The following is an 11,677-nucleotide window of genomic DNA, read 5'->3' on the forward strand; positions in this document are numbered from 1 at the left end:
GTCCAATTCACAATATGTAAAATCCCAATGGTATCTTACCCTTGGGATTTTTTTATGCCCAATTTTTAATTTCCGCTATGGCAGACCTAGCAGCCTTAAAACGAAATTTCCTTCAATCTCTCGATTCAGAACTTCATTCTGAATACGAAGCCCGTTTTTTCAAGCTCTTAGGGGATAAGTATCAGTATAGTCGCCTGGATTACCTAAGTCAAAAAGATTGGCCGGATTCCGATTTAGCTGCATTACAAAAAGACCTGGAGGAACTAAAAAAAGGGTATCCCGTGCAATATCTAATCGGTTGGACCGAATTCGCAGGAATGCAAATCGGAGTGAGCCCGGCGGTGCTAATCCCTCGTCCGGAGACGGAAGAGTTAATCACTTTGGCCCTTCAGCGGAAGCCTGATGCTCAAAATGCTATTGATTTAGGAACGGGGAGTGGCTGCATAGCCCTTGCTTTGGCCCAGAAAATTGAGCGGGTCTATGCTTTGGATAAAAGTCCAGAGGCGCTAGAACAGGCCTGCACCAATGCCAAATCCTTAAGTCTCTCAATAAATTTTATGGAAGGAGATTTATTGGGCGATTCTGCAAGCTGGCCTCAAAATCTTGATCTGATTATCAGCAATCCGCCCTATGTGCGAGAATTGGAAAAAGCGGAGATGGAAGCCGGGGTTTATGAGAAAGAGCCCGAAATGGCCCTCTTTGTGCCGGATGATGATGCTTTGCGCTTTTATCGCGCTATTGTAAAGTATGCTGTAAAAGCCCTAAAACCACAGGGACTATTGGCATTGGAGATCAATCAATACCTGGGAGAAGAAATGCGTGCCTTGCTTGAGGAAAATTTTGAGAAGGTAGATATCCTCCAGGATCAATTTGGAAAGGATCGTTTTGCCCTGGCTCAATAATAGGGCATAAAAAAAGACCCATCCAAAAGGACGGGTCTTTTCAGTTGAAAATATTGTTTCTTAAAGCTTAGCGTTAAGCTCAGAACCAGCTTTAAATTTAGCAACAGTTTTAGCTGGGATTTGAATCGTTTGACCGGTCTGAGGGTTACGACCTTCGCGAGCTGAACGCTCAGAAGTTGAGAAGGTACCGAATCCAACTAAGGATACGCGACCACCGCCAGCCAAAGTTTCAGTCACTTTATCAGTGAAAGCGTCAAGGGCTTTTTTTGCAGCAGCTTTAGAGATACCTGCCTCAGCAGCCATAGCGTCAATAAGATCAGCTTTGTTCATTTCTTTAAATTTTGGTTAGACATTGTGATTCGAACACCAACAAAAATAACCGAAACCCGCTATCTACCAACAAATCAGGCCAAAAAAGCCCGGTATTGTTAAAAATTACGAATCACTGTTAATAACATTAAAGGCTTAATTGTTGAATATCAGTAATTTAGGAAAAACGGCTCTGACTATCAATCTCCTGTCCATTTAGGAAATCCAAGGCTTTCAGACGTTTTTTACCCTGAACTTGCAGGCTTAATAGCTCCAAATCTTCACTTTGAGTGGCCATAAAGAGCCTTTTTCCTTCACGAATCAGGCTTCCGGCTTTGGTCTTTGATGGTCTTTCGGTTAATGCCGTTTCCAATATCTTGCAAGTACCCTCAAATCCTGGCACCGATAAATGAGCCCAGGCTCCGGGAAAAGGCGACATGCCGCGTACCAGATTATGGATTTCCTGTGCGGGACGATCGACTTCTACTTTTAAATCTTCTTTGAAAATTTTAGGAGCGTCCTTTAAAGGACCTTCTAATGCTTGACTTTCGGCTTTCGCCTGATCTGCCTCAATCAAATTCAGCGTATCTAAAACTAAATCCTGACCTTCAAGCATCATTCGATCATGTAAGGATCCAGCATTTTCATTCGGGCCAATGGGCATCTTCTTTTGTAAGATCACCGCTCCGGTATCAATCTTCTCATCGATAAAGAAGGTACTAAGGCCGCTTTCTGTCTCCCCATTTACAATGGCCCAATTTATAGGCGCTGCGCCACGGTATTGTGGCAGGAGGGAAGCGTGTAAATTAAAAGTGCCTTTGGCGGGCATACGCCAGACTTGTTCGGGCAGCATTCGAAAAGCCACCACTACAAAAACATCGGCTTGATAGCTTTCCAGTTCTTGCAGGAAGTCGGGGTTTTTAAGCTTTTCCGGCTGTAATACCGGTACCCCCAATTGTAGAGCAGCTTCCTTTACAGCGGAAGCCTTTAAGCTACGACCGCGGCCTGCAGGCTTGTCTACCGCCGTAACTACCGCCACTAATTCGTGTTTCGATTGATGAATAGCTTTTAAAATAGACGCCGCAAAAGGCGGAGTCCCCATAAAAATTACGCGCATAAGTTCTTAGATATCCCAACTAAAGCCGAGGCTTAAGTTAGCCCCATTATAGGTGCCAAAGGTATAATCTGCATTTACGTAACCGAAGACTAAGAACTTAAATCGTAAACCTAAATTTCCGGCCCAGCCACTACCACCGGTGCTGGAAATGCTGATAGGATCCGTAATGCTTTGCTCCGGATTTAAAGGATTACCCGGATTGATATAGTCATAAGTACCTGAAACATCAATAGATGAATTCAAGAAGTTATAACCCACACCACCGTAAATAGTAATAAATAAGAGCTTTTTACTGACTAATAAACGAGTCACAAAAGCGCTAGCCTCCATGTCGATTCGCTTATCATTATTGGCATCGGGCTCAATATCCTGACCTAAGTTCAATTGGGAATAAGAAGCGAAGGCCGCAATACTAAAGGGAATCAAACCTCCTTTGGGAATATAATTAGTAATGTCATTTTTAAGGCCAAGTCCCCACATACCAATTTCGGAGCCCGTCAAGAAAGGAATCCCGGTTGTGGGTAAATAACGTCCGCTTAATTCAAAATCGAAGGGTAAACCAATGCCGGCATGGATAGCCATCATAGGGGCAATGGAAACGCCTAAACCACTGGGCATATTAAACTCAGCATTGGCCAGGCCTTGTAAATTCGGGTCTGAATAACGTAAGCGTACTCCCGCATTATCTTCACCAAATACCGTTGGGGTCACATTATCGGATGGATTTACTAATTCCAATTCCTCCAGTTTAGTTGGATCAATTGTGAAGGTTTGAAACTCGGAAGGCACAATCGCTACCGAAGGGGTAAAGCCAATTTCGAAACGCAAGGTTTTCTTCACCTTGGCAGTATTGTACCAGCCCTGGCTTAAACCAAAGGCCATGGCTTCACCAAAAGGCTGTAAATATCCACCACCTAAATAGTTGATATCATTCTGGGTTCCGGCGATGGACGGACCAAATGAAATTTGTGCATTTAGCTGCAAAGTCAGAGCGGCAAAGAGAAAGAGAGTAGCTGTTTTTTTCATACCGGAGCTTTTTTCAAAAATAGGAAATAAGTTGGCGCCCTCAGATTAACTTTAGTTTTTCTCCTTCTAAAGCTAAAACCTCCCGTGCCAAAAGCTCTCGAATCAAGGCTTTCGCCTGATTTGGATCTTCAAAAAGCTGCCCCAATTCCGAATAGCTTTTCGGACCTTCCGCCAGGGCCTTCCGAAGAATGCTCTCGCCATCTGGTTTTTGAAGCTGAGCTTTTTGACGTCGACATACATCACAAATACCACAGTCTTCCTCCAAATCCTCACCAAAATAGGAGAGTAGGTTTTTCAAACGGCAGAGATCATCAATCTCCACAAAGTCTATTACCGCTTGCAATTGCTCCAAAAGCTCGGCCTTGCGCTTTTCAATAAACTGATCACTTAATTGCAAATCCTTAAAATGTTGCCGATCCTGCATAAGGGCTAAACTACCATGATCGGAGGCGGGGAGATAATCAATCAATTCATGACTGTGCATCTGCTGCAAGGCGGCTTTAATTTTATAGGCACTGGTATCCAGTCTTTGCGCTAAAAGATTTTCATTGATGCGACCATAATCGATATCCAATCCGCCGTAAGAGCGCAATAATACCTTGAGGATTTTATCCAGCTGTGGATTTCGTAATTGATAATCATATAAGGTGCGCCGATCTGCTTTTAAATGCAGGAGGGAGAAGCTGCGACCCTGACTGTTGAATTCCAGAATAGCTTCCTTATTCAAGATGTTTAAAGCCTGCAAAGCCATATTGGGCCTAAAGCGATAGCGTTCGGTAAAGGCCTTAAAATCGAATTCATAGGAACTGCCTTCCGCACTACCAATACCGATCTGCAAGAAATTGATGAGCGCCCGATATACTCGAATTACTTCCTTGCGATCTGGAAAAGAAGCTAGAAATTTCTGCTTTAGTTGTACCACATCCGATGGCCCAACTAGAACAAAAGACCAGGCTTTCTTGCCATCTCGGGCGGCCCGACCTGCTTCCTGAAAATAAGCTTCCAACGAATCGGGTAAATCCAGGTGAATCACCAAACGAACATCGGGTTTATCAATGCCCATTCCAAAGGCATTGGTGCATACCATCACGCGACAGCGATTTTGCACCCAATCTTTCTGCTTGCTTTGACGTTCTTCCACACTGAGACCAGCATGGTAAAAATCAGCGGTATAGCCCGTTTGCTTTAGCCATTGCGCTACTTCTACTGTTCCGCGGCGATTGCGAAGGTAGATTAAGGCTGTTCCTGGAATTTTATCCAGTAATTCCTTGCAGCGGCCCCATTTATCCTCCGTTTTTAAAACATTATAGGCCAGTTCCGGACGGGCAAAGCTCTTTTTAAATACCTGAGCCGTTTTATTAAAATGGAGCTTTTGCTGAATATCCTCAACCACTTTAGGGGTGGCGGTGGCCGTTAAAGCCATCATGGGGATATCCGGGAAAAGCTCTCGCAGCTTGTAAATTTCTAAATAGGGCGGTCGAAAATCATAACCCCATTGACTGATACAATGCGCCTCATCCACCACCAGAAAGTTGACCTTTACAAAGCTGAGGCGGTGCATTAGTTTCTCCGATTGCAGACTTTCGGGGGATAGGTATATGAATTTGTAATAGCCATTGCTGGCATTGTGCAGGGCTAATTCCTTTTGACTGCTATTTAAAGAGGAGTTTAAGGCTATGGCCTGAATGCCCACTCGCTTTAGGTTTTCCACCTGATCCGTCATTAAGGCAATCAAAGGCGAAATCACCAAGGCACAACCTTCGCGAGCCAGGCCAGGGACTTGAAAACAAAGGGATTTACCACCACCTGTAGGTAGCAAGGCCAGGGTATCCTTATCCTCCAAAAGGGATTGAATAATGGATTCCTGCATGGGGCGAAAGTCCGAATAGCCCCAATATTGCTTTAATATTTGGTGGATATTTTTATCCATCCAGACCTAAATGCTCTAAGATATAATGAACCCTCTCAGGGGGGCTTACTTTGGGAACTTCTAATACGGTATAGCCCATTTCTGTATACATTTCGCGTAAAGCACGGTCGATGTCCAACATCAAATCCAGGCCTTCCCAACGCACTTCATCGGTATCGTAAATATCTTCCCAGGGGGGCATCAAGAAAATTTCGGGATGGTAGGGGTAAGCACGGGAAGCATCTTCCAATTTTTTATTCTGCAGTCCATCACGACGCAGATAGGCTAGATTATCCAAAATTCCGCGATCGTAAAAAGTGATGCCATCCCGGGCTAAATCAAATTGATTTACCTGACGATCGAATAATTCAATGCCAAAACTGGCGTGATCTTTCCAGGGAACTCGGTCGCTATCGACGGCTTGTTCTTCCGCAATTAATTGGCGGGCCATTTCCGGAATCACCAAATAACCTTTGAGTTCCAGAAGATTAAGGACCGTGCTTTTACCGGTTCCGGGAGCGCCGGTTACAATAACGCGTTGTTTTTGGGGCATATCAGTAATTGAGCCCAAATTTTCGGTAGATAAAACCTAAAATCCAAGCCGGACCGATTAATAAAAATTGAAGATCCTTTAAAAAGGAAGGTTTAGCCCCTTCAATATGATGTCCGATAAACTGACCAATCCAGGCTACGGCAAAGATGAGTAGGCTACTTTGCCAGAGTGGAAGAGGCCCAAGCATCAATAATTTAGTGAGGTATAGGCATAAGGCCGAAAATAGGGCAATGCCAATGAATAGTGGAAAGGATAAGCGCAGGTAAAAAAGGAGGCCGAAAAGGATTAAAACCGTCCCAAAATGAAGATAGGGCTGCCAGCCTTCCGCGGCCCAGCTATTCAAGAAACCATGCGGTATAGCGGCCAATAGCGCAACAATGCTAAAGAAGATCGAAGGCACGCAAATAAAGTGAATCAGTTTATTAGTTGGGTTTTGATGACTTACCGCATATTCATCAAACCAGGTTTGAATGCTTTTCATGGTCGATATTTAGTATTGCCTAAGTTAATTAAGTTTTCAACTTTTGCGGAATGGACCCGCGCAAGGAAAAATACATGAAACTGATGGGGCAGCTCACGGAAGGTTTTGATTGGCCTTCGGTGTATATGTTTAAATTTATTGTCCCCGCCGATAATTCGAAGATCGCTCAGGTTGAGAGTCTTTTCAATAGCAAAGAAGCACAGATCAGCATTCGCAATTCCCGGAAAGGAAATTTTGTGAGCATCACCGCCAAGGAGATGATGATGAGCCCCGAAAAGGTGATCGAGCGTTATTTAGAAGCAGAAGGTATAGAAGGCTTAATCTCCCTCTAATTATTGGCCAATAGCTTCGGCATTAAAGGATATGAGCTTTGAGTTTTCAATTTGGAGACTAAACTCTATGGGATTACAGCAACGTTCGCAATCCTCGATATAGCTTTGTTCTGCCACCGATAGATCAACCAATATCGATACTTCCGTAAAGCAATAGGGGCAGGTATAGAATACTTCCTCCATGGGCTTATTGAAGCTTTTGTTTTTCAGGAACAATAAAAGTTCCGCGTCCGCCCACAACCAGGCGTTCTACCGGACTATTGGGATGGTCCGGATGTATTGCTTTCTCTTTACGGTAATTCACAAAGAAATGGGCCGGGAAATCACCATAATGAGTATCCTTTTGAATGGCTTCTCGCACAACATTTTGGGCATCTAAAAGCAGTTCTTCTAATTTAGCTTCACTTAGATTTTGGCAAGATATATTGGGATGCACACCACAATTAAAAAGCACTTCATCGGCAATCCAATTGCCAATTCCAGCATAGTGCTTTTGATCCAATAGAGCGGTCTTAATAGCGATTTTCCGATTGGAGATTGATTGTATAAAATCCTCTTTTGCAATACTTAAGAGATCTTTACCTAAATTGGAGCTTAATCGAAAGGCTTCCGGACTTTCCACAATTTCAATCACTCCAAATTTGCGCAAATCGCGGTAAGCCAGTTTATCGCCATCCTCAAATTGAATTACAAAACGAGTGTATTTCGGAAGTTCATTATGTCGGAATAATTCCAGGTCGCCGGTCATTCCAAAATGAAGATGCAACCAATTTCCTCCCGAAATTTGAGCAAAGAGGTATTTACCAATGCGCTCGGTTTTTAAAAACTCTTGACCGATCAAAGCCTGTTCTAAATCCTCGGGACTGGTTTTAAACACTTTGAAGAGGGGATCGTGAAATTCCAGAGCGCTAATTGTTTTATGCATGGCCGCCTTTTCAAAATATTGGCGCATGATCTCTACTTCGGGTAATTCCGGCATCTTTATCTTTGCTTTTAGAGTCTCAATAATACCATCTTTTTAGCGCATTGTTTGCAGTAGTCGACATTGAAACCACCGGATCTTATGCCCGCGGAAATGGCATCACGGAAATTGCTATATACATCACTGATGGTCTGGAAATTAAGGATACCTATAGCACACTCTTGAATCCGGAGCAGTCGATTCCTTTTGCTATTCAACAGCTTACTGGTATTGACGACTCTATGGTAGCAGATGCTCCAACCTTTGCTGAAAAGGCGGAGGAAATTCGCGAATTCCTGGCCGATCATGTCTTTGTAGCCCATAATGTAAGTTTCGATTTGGGCTTTGTGCAAGCGGCATTTAAAGAAGTGGGAGTAAATTACAATCCGCGGCGATTGTGCACTGTACGCTATACGCGTCGCATTATTCCGGGTTTACGCTCTTATAGCTTATCCTCCCTTTGCAAGCATTTTAACTATAACAATCAAAGTGCACACCGGGCTTGGGCCGATACGGAGGTAACCACCAAAATTCTGCATCAATTACTGGCTATGGATACGGCTGGGATTTGGCAGAATATGATAAAGCTTAATCAAGGGGAATTGAATTTACCAGCCAATCTCCCGGCTGATGAATTCCACAATTTACCCATGGCGGCTGGGGTGTATTATTTCTATAATGAAAAAGGGGAGATCCTCTACATCGGTAAGGCCAGTCGCTTGAAATCCCGTGTAGCTTCTCATTTTACAGCGGATAAGAGTAGTGCCCGTAGTGCTGCTTTTAAGCGTGATATTGCGCATATACATTATCGCTTATGTGGGAACATTCTGGTAGCCGGACTTCTGGAAGACCATGAAATTCGACGTTATTGGCCTCCTCATAATCGAGCCCAAAAGAGTCCCAAACTACGATTTGGAGTTTTTGCCTATCGCAATCAAAATGCGGATTGGTGTTTGGGAATCAATCGGATAGGTGGTCAGCAAGCCTTTATTGCCAAATTCCATAGTTTGGAAAAGGCTCGTACTTGGCTAGCAGAGATTGTAGAAGAGCGCAATTTGGACCCAAATCGTTGTGGATTCCCCAAAGGAAGTGGCGATACGGCCGATGATCACAATGCCAAGGTGGAGGCTTTAATGGCCGAAATGCAGTCGATTCAAAGTGCAATGCTTTGGGTTGGAGCCGGCAGAAATGAAGAGGAGCAGAGCTTTGTATATATGGATAGTCAGGGCTTCCAAGGCATTGGCTTTGTACCTCGGGAACAAAGCATTGAGCGAGCCGAGCATATTGAACCTTATCTGGAACGCTTGAATAAAAGTGCCAGTACCGAAGGAATCCTAAAAGAAGGTTGGAAAAAGCTTAGTCTTCGACAGATAGAACTTCCTGAAGAAATTCAATCGAACGGTTTACTTTTTTAAGACTGGCTTCTGGCAATTCTGCAGTATTCCAGGGATGTTGACGATCGAAGGTGTGACCAGTTTCTGGAATTACCGCTACGCGAGCTTCCGGCTGCCATTGCTTAAGATCGTAAGCATGCTTAATAAATACCGCTTCATCATCTTCACCGTGAATAATCAGCCAGGGAGCTTTAATGGCGCGGGCAGCAGCTTCTACATCCAATTCAGCTTTATGGGCTTTATACTCTTCATAAAGGCTGTAGCCAATCGGTAAATCCTGTCCGGTTCTGCCATTCTTTCGCGTAAAATTGCCTTGTTCAGCCCAGTCCTTAATTTCCTCCGGCGAAAGTTTATCCCAGGGTGTACGTGCATGGGAAACGGCGGCCCAGGTGATCAAGGCTTTAATGCGAGCATCTTTGGCTGTGGCCAGAATGGCATCCGCGCCACCGCGACTATGACCAATTAAGAATATGTTTTGGGAATCCAAGTCCAATTCAGGATGGGGCGACTCTACAAATTTGAGAATGCGTTCCAAATCCTTTTGACGTTTCAGGTAGCTATCCTCCCTATAGGCCTCCAGATCGAAAAATTCAGTAGGCCGGGCAGGAGTGGTGCCATTATGCGAAAAATTGAATTTGAGGAAGGCAAAACCCGCTTCCGCGAACTTTTGGGCGATTAAATCCATTCCACCCCAATCCTTAAAGCCATTAATGCCATGTGCATAGATCACTACCGGCAAAGCTTTAGTGCTCTTATAAAAGCTGATATCCACACTCATGGGAATGGCATTCGAGCCTGCCACATGATATTCCTGCTGTTTAATCTCCACGTCTTCCACTTTAGGAGGGCAATACTACTAAAAAAAGAATCCTGACACCCTTAAGGACTTTCCAAAAGGGGTCAGGACTTTCAGCTTAATTGCAAGCGGTGAGCTGAAATTTATTTAGAGGACCATTTTTGAATGGCTTCTTCTAACATCGCTCCGTAAGCAAATTCTTTATCGGCTTTATTGGCTTCATCCATACCAATATCCATGGCTTTTTCAGCCGCTTTTACGGCTTTCTTGTTTTCACCTAAAGCGAATAAAATTTCACCATGTACATAGTGTGCATACCAATTGTCGGCTTTCAATTTTAAAGAGGTTTCAATATAATCCAAGGCCGCTTTTTGATCGATATTGTTGCGACTATAATAAATAGCGGCATTGCGATTTACCTTCCACAAGTCGTCTTCATTAGAATTGGCTAAAGCTTCTTTAATATTAGCAATCGCTTTGGCCTGAACATCTACTTCAATAGGAAGTGCTAACATTTGATTCGCCCAACGAATTACTAATTCCGCTTTACCATCATTGATGGATTGGAAGTCGATGGTTAAAGTTTCAGTGCTTTCCTTAGTCGTTGTAGCAGCAACATCCACGCGAAGCACATCTTGTTTTTCATCATAACCATCGGCACCCCATAATTCGGTATTCTTATTCAGAATTACAGTCCAGGTATCTTGATTTGGAATGGTAAATAAGCTGTATTTACCAGCGGGTACCAATTGACCAGCGAAAGTAACCGGGGTATTGAATTCGATGGCGGTAGCTTTATTTGCGCCGGTACGCCATACTTTACCATTAGGCACTAATTCGCCGAAAATTTCGCGACCCTTTACACCGGGGCGACTGTATTCTACGGTGAAATCAGTTAAACCAACACGTTGCTCCACTGTAGAGAAAGGGCTAGGTGCAGGTAAATCCTGGGCGGTCATGGCAAAACTGGCAAAGGCCAGCATAGCTAGTACTGTTTTTTTCATTTTGGTATTTTATTAAGGTTCAAACATAGAAAAAGCAATTCGGTTTAAAGCCGTTCAAAATTCCCGGATTTAAATTCCCAAGTCTGCATTTCGATTTGCGCTGCTGCTTCTTTAAATTGGGTATAATGATTTTGCTCTGATATAAACTCCTGAACCACTTCTGTATAATTGTCCATCAGGCCCAGGAGTAATTCAGACACCTCACGAACGGCGTGTTCATCACCTTGACTTGCAGTAATATAATCCGCTAAATCCGATCCGGCTACCAAGCCTAAAAAGAGGGGATTTGCCAATCGTCCCACGCAAAAACGCAGGCCCACTTCACGGGCTACGGCAAGGTCTAATACATCATCAAAAACATAGCAGATTTCTTCAGCTTTAAGCTCATAATGCTCCATAAAGTGTTCCAAGGCTTTTCCCTTACGGATGGCCCTTTGATACAGCACATTGGCTTGATGGTTTTGCATAAGATCACGAGCTACCGGATTAGCGGCGCCAGTAATTACCCCTAAATAGGGAATGCTGCCGTATTTCTTGAAATGCCCGTAACGAAGCATGCGCAAACCGGCGGAGTCCACCTCGCTAAATCGACTGCCTTCACTGCCCAATTTGGAGCCATCGTTAAAAACACCATCCCAATCAAAGAGGTAGGCCTTGATATTGGGCAATTGCTCGCGCAAATCGAAAGCGCTACGCAAAAACTGCCCGCCGATATCGGTAAAACTATCTTCTAATTCCAGTAAGTCCATAATTCTATTTCTAGTGCTAAGTTACCAAATAGGCCAGGGGATATGAGCTTATAAACATCTTAAAGTGAAAAGAATCTTTGAATTAACCTGCCCGTAAAATTGACTTCACAATTGCAATGAAGCTTTGCCTGCAAATACACTAAT

General features: G+C 43.8%; 14 protein-coding genes. 3 read left to right on the forward strand and 11 right to left on the reverse strand.

Annotated elements, in window-relative coordinates; translation table 11 throughout:
• Positions 1 to 77 precede the first annotated feature (77 nt).
• Positions 78 to 902 (forward strand): peptide chain release factor N(5)-glutamine methyltransferase, encoded by an 825-nt coding sequence (gene prmC, locus ACO05P_RS03860; RefSeq protein WP_421753483.1) that lies wholly within the window; start codon positions 78 to 80, stop codon positions 900 to 902.
• Positions 903 to 962: 60 nt separating this feature from the next.
• Here the strand turns inward: prmC and ACO05P_RS03865 are convergent, their stop codons facing one another.
• From ACO05P_RS03865 to ACO05P_RS03890, 6 genes are all read right to left on the reverse strand, one after another.
• Positions 963 to 1,232 carry an HU family DNA-binding protein gene (locus tag ACO05P_RS03865; RefSeq protein WP_210758660.1) on the reverse strand — a complete coding sequence of 90 codons (270 nt, stop codon included), beginning with the start codon at positions 1,230 to 1,232 and terminating at the stop codon, positions 963 to 965.
• A gap of 157 nt (positions 1,233 to 1,389) precedes the next feature.
• Entirely contained in the window at positions 1,390 to 2,328 is a 939-nt protein-coding gene (gene fmt / locus ACO05P_RS03870) for a methionyl-tRNA formyltransferase (protein ID WP_421753486.1), read from the reverse strand.
• 6 nt (positions 2,329 to 2,334) lie between these two features.
• Positions 2,335 to 3,354 (reverse strand): DUF6588 family protein, encoded by a 1,020-nt coding sequence (locus tag ACO05P_RS03875; RefSeq protein ID WP_421753487.1) that lies wholly within the window; start codon positions 3,352 to 3,354, stop codon positions 2,335 to 2,337.
• Positions 3,355 to 3,394: 40 nt separating this feature from the next.
• Positions 3,395 to 5,284 carry a RecQ family ATP-dependent DNA helicase gene (locus ACO05P_RS03880; protein WP_421753488.1) on the reverse strand — a complete coding sequence of 630 codons (1,890 nt, stop codon included), beginning with the start codon at positions 5,282 to 5,284 and terminating at the stop codon, positions 3,395 to 3,397.
• Positions 5,277 to 5,816, reverse strand: a complete 540-nt coding sequence (locus ACO05P_RS03885; RefSeq protein WP_421753490.1) for an AAA family ATPase — start codon at positions 5,814 to 5,816, stop codon at positions 5,277 to 5,279. The genes ACO05P_RS03880 and ACO05P_RS03885 overlap by 8 nt, the downstream gene beginning before the upstream one ends.
• A gap of 1 nt (position 5,817) precedes the next feature.
• Entirely contained in the window at positions 5,818 to 6,297 is a 480-nt protein-coding gene (locus ACO05P_RS03890; RefSeq protein ID WP_421753492.1) for a DUF962 domain-containing protein, read from the reverse strand.
• A 50-nt stretch (positions 6,298 to 6,347) separates the two neighbouring features.
• Here ACO05P_RS03890 and ACO05P_RS03895 point away from each other — a divergent pair, with 50 nt between their 5' ends.
• Positions 6,348 to 6,629: a DUF493 family protein gene (locus ACO05P_RS03895; protein ID WP_421753494.1), complete on the forward strand. Its 282-nt coding sequence runs from the start codon at positions 6,348 to 6,350 to the stop codon at positions 6,627 to 6,629.
• Here ACO05P_RS03895 and ACO05P_RS03900 read toward each other — a convergent pair whose 3' ends face one another.
• Entirely contained in the window at positions 6,630 to 6,812 is a 183-nt protein-coding gene (locus ACO05P_RS03900; protein ID WP_421753495.1) for a CPXCG motif-containing cysteine-rich protein, read from the reverse strand.
• A 4-nt stretch (positions 6,813 to 6,816) separates the two neighbouring features.
• On the reverse strand, positions 6,817 to 7,608 hold the full coding sequence (locus ACO05P_RS03905; RefSeq protein WP_421753496.1) for an Fpg/Nei family DNA glycosylase: 792 nt from the start codon (positions 7,606 to 7,608) through the stop codon (positions 6,817 to 6,819).
• 47 nt (positions 7,609 to 7,655) lie between these two features.
• Here ACO05P_RS03905 and ACO05P_RS03910 point away from each other — a divergent pair, with 47 nt between their 5' ends.
• Positions 7,656 to 9,005 (forward strand): exonuclease domain-containing protein, encoded by a 1,350-nt coding sequence (locus ACO05P_RS03910; RefSeq protein WP_421753497.1) that lies wholly within the window; start codon positions 7,656 to 7,658, stop codon positions 9,003 to 9,005.
• On the opposite strand, the gene ACO05P_RS03915 is transcribed toward ACO05P_RS03910, so the two are convergent.
• From ACO05P_RS03915 to ACO05P_RS03925, 3 genes are all read right to left on the reverse strand, one after another.
• Entirely contained in the window at positions 8,947 to 9,813 is an 867-nt protein-coding gene (locus ACO05P_RS03915; RefSeq protein WP_421753498.1) for an alpha/beta hydrolase family protein, read from the reverse strand. The genes ACO05P_RS03910 and ACO05P_RS03915 overlap by 59 nt on opposite strands.
• Positions 9,814 to 9,923: 110 nt before the next feature.
• A complete protein-coding gene (locus ACO05P_RS03920) occupies positions 9,924 to 10,784 on the reverse strand; it encodes a DUF2911 domain-containing protein (protein WP_421753499.1) in 861 nt (286 codons plus the stop codon).
• A 44-nt stretch (positions 10,785 to 10,828) separates the two neighbouring features.
• On the reverse strand, positions 10,829 to 11,533 hold the full coding sequence (locus tag ACO05P_RS03925) for a hypothetical protein (RefSeq protein ID WP_421753501.1): 705 nt from the start codon (positions 11,531 to 11,533) through the stop codon (positions 10,829 to 10,831).
• Between the last annotated feature and the right edge of the window lie 144 nt (positions 11,534 to 11,677).

Origin of the sequence: Croceimicrobium sp., assembly GCF_965228705.1 — a bacterium.
Taxonomy (GTDB): domain Bacteria; phylum Bacteroidota; class Bacteroidia; order Flavobacteriales; family Schleiferiaceae; genus Croceimicrobium.

What these genes read in the sequence shown, in the direction of transcription:
- prmC (WP_421753483.1), top strand. Translation starts at nt 78, where the DNA reads ATGGCAGACCTAGCAGCCTTAAAACGAAATTTCCTTCAATCTCTCGAT.
- ACO05P_RS03865 (WP_210758660.1), bottom strand. Translation starts at nt 1,232, where the DNA reads ATGAACAAAGCTGATCTTATTGACGCTATGGCTGCTGAGGCAGGTATC.
- fmt (WP_421753486.1), bottom strand. Translation starts at nt 2,328, where the DNA reads ATGCGCGTAATTTTTATGGGGACTCCGCCTTTTGCGGCGTCTATTTTA.
- ACO05P_RS03875 (WP_421753487.1), bottom strand. Translation starts at nt 3,354, where the DNA reads ATGAAAAAAACAGCTACTCTCTTTCTCTTTGCCGCTCTGACTTTGCAG.
- ACO05P_RS03880 (WP_421753488.1), bottom strand. Translation starts at nt 5,284, where the DNA reads ATGGATAAAAATATCCACCAAATATTAAAGCAATATTGGGGCTATTCG.
- ACO05P_RS03885 (WP_421753490.1), bottom strand. Translation starts at nt 5,816, where the DNA reads ATGCCCCAAAAACAACGCGTTATTGTAACCGGCGCTCCCGGAACCGGT.
- ACO05P_RS03890 (WP_421753492.1), bottom strand. Translation starts at nt 6,297, where the DNA reads ATGAAAAGCATTCAAACCTGGTTTGATGAATATGCGGTAAGTCATCAA.
- ACO05P_RS03895 (WP_421753494.1), top strand. Translation starts at nt 6,348, where the DNA reads ATGGACCCGCGCAAGGAAAAATACATGAAACTGATGGGGCAGCTCACG.
- ACO05P_RS03900 (WP_421753495.1), bottom strand. Translation starts at nt 6,812, where the DNA reads ATGGAGGAAGTATTCTATACCTGCCCCTATTGCTTTACGGAAGTATCG.
- ACO05P_RS03905 (WP_421753496.1), bottom strand. Translation starts at nt 7,608, where the DNA reads ATGCCGGAATTACCCGAAGTAGAGATCATGCGCCAATATTTTGAAAAG.
- ACO05P_RS03920 (WP_421753499.1), bottom strand. Translation starts at nt 10,784, where the DNA reads ATGAAAAAAACAGTACTAGCTATGCTGGCCTTTGCCAGTTTTGCCATG.
- ACO05P_RS03925 (WP_421753501.1), bottom strand. Translation starts at nt 11,533, where the DNA reads ATGGACTTACTGGAATTAGAAGATAGTTTTACCGATATCGGCGGGCAG.